The organism is Actinomadura sp. NPDC048032, from assembly GCF_040653175.1.
GTDB classification, from domain to species: Bacteria; Actinomycetota; Actinomycetes; order Streptosporangiales; family Streptosporangiaceae; genus Spirillospora; species Spirillospora verrucosospora.
In genome coordinates, this window is record NZ_JBEZJP010000739.1 from 1 (window position 1) to 1977 (window position 1977).

Here is a 1977-nt window from a genome sequence, read left to right on the forward strand (position 1 = left end):
GCGGGTTTGCCGGTGGCGCTGCGGTCGCCCGGCTCGGCGGGTCGTGCGACCTCCAGGCGCCTAGAGCGCCTTCCGGCCACCCGACCCGCGCCCTCGCTCAAGTCGCCCCGTCGCCCTTGGGAAGGGGCCGCTCCCCCTGGGCTATTCGCGGTGGTGGAGTTCGCCGGGCCAGGCCTCTTCGGGCCAGGCGGGGACCTGCTCCGAGGCGTCGGGGTCGACGCCGGGGACGATCTGCTCGCACCAGACGACCTTGCCCGCGGCGGTGCGGCGGCTGCCCCAGCGGTGGGCGAGCTGGCTGACGACCAGGAGGCCGCGGCCGTTCTCGTCGTCGTCCTCGGCGCGGCGCAGGCGCGGAAGGGCGGCGGAGCGGTCCAGGACCTCCAGGACGAGGGTGCGCTCCAGCAGGAGGCGCAGCTCGATCGGGCCGTGGGCGTAGCGGAGCGCGTTGGTGATGAGCTCGGAGGCCAGCAGCTCGGTGGTGTAGTCGAGGTCCTCCAGGTCCCATTCCGCCAGGCGGGTGCTGACGAGGCCGCGGGCGCGGCGGACCGCGGCCGGGTCGGCGGGCAGCGTCCAGGAGGAGTAGCGGTCCTGGGGAAGGCGGCGCAGCCGGGCGATCAGGACGGCGATGTCGTCGCGGTGCTGGTCGGCGTAGACGCCCGCGAGGGTGGTCTTGGCGAGGTCCTCCATGGAGCGGTCGACCGAGTCGCGGCCGAAGATCTTCTGGAGGCGGGCGAGGCCGTCGTCGATGTCGCGGCCCCGGTTCTCGACCAGGCCGTCGGTGTAGATCACGAAGAGGCTGCCGTCCTCGACGGGGAACTCGCGGCTCTCGATGGCCGAGCCGCCCGAGACGCCGAGCGGCGGGGCGGGCGGGACCTCCAGGTACTCGTTGTCGCCGGTCGGGCTCGCCAGCAGCGGCGGCAGGTGCCCGGCGGAGGCGATCTCGATGGTGCCGCTGGTCGCGTCGTACACCGCGTAGACGCAGGTGGCGAAGTGCGGCTCCTGCTCGCCCAGCTCGATCATCAGCTCGTGCATGACGTGCAGGGCGTCGGCGGGCGGAAGCTCCAGGTTCGCGAGCGTGTGCAGGGCGGTGCGCAGCCGCCCCATGGTGACGGCCGCGCGGACGCCGTGCCCGGCGACGTCCCCGACGATCAGGGCGACGCGGGCGCCGGGCAGCGCGATCGACTCGTACCAGTCGCCGCCGACCTCGACCAGCTTGCTGCCCGGCAGGTAGCGGTGCCGGACCTCGACCGAGGACGGGGCGGACAGCCGCATCGGCAGCAGGCTGCGCTGGAGCGCGAGCGCGGTCGCCCGCTCGCGGCTGTAGCGCCGGGCGTTGTCGATGACGATGGCGGCGCGGGCGGCGAACTCCATGCCGATCTCGACGTCGTAGGCGTCGAACTTGCGGAAGCCGGGGACGCGCGTGCAGGCGATGAAGCCGAGCAGCGTGTCACGGGCGATCATCGGCAGCAGCACCATCGACACGTTCGACAGCAGCTCGCCCGCCGGGCCGCGCCGCCACAGGCGGCCGATCTCGCTCGCGCGGTCCACCTCGATGTGCGGCAGGTGGACGGGCCGGGCGGTCTCCATGACCTGCCGGTACGGCGTGCCCTCCGGGAAGACGAGCACCTCGCCGACGGGGAACGTGGACGTCCAGGCGGGGTTGCCGTCGTCGGAGGTGACCGCGATGCGGCGCAGCACCGCCGAGCCGGACTCGGCGTGCACCTCGTCGGCGGCGACCAGGCTCTCCAGCACCAGCACCGACGCGACGTTGCAGAAGTGCGGGACGACGACGTCGACGAGACCGCGGGCGGACTGGTCGAGGTCGAGCGTGGCGCCGAACCGGGTGAGCGGGTCGTCCATCAGGGCGCGCCGCATGAGGGCCGGGTCCTGGTAGCGCTCGCTCGGCGGCAGCTCGACGCGGATGAACAGCAGCGCGGCGGGCGCCGCGCCCGCGCCGCCGCCGAGCATCGGCTGCAC

The 1977-nt window shown here is 74.0% G+C and carries 1 protein-coding gene; it reads right to left on the minus strand.

All coding sequences use genetic code 11. From position 1 onward, the window contains the following. Positions 1 to 141 precede the first annotated feature (141 nt). Positions 142 to 1977, minus strand: a 1836-nt coding sequence (locus tag AB0C69_RS41740) for a SpoIIE family protein phosphatase (RefSeq protein ID WP_360362348.1), incomplete at its 5' end; no start/stop codon positions are given.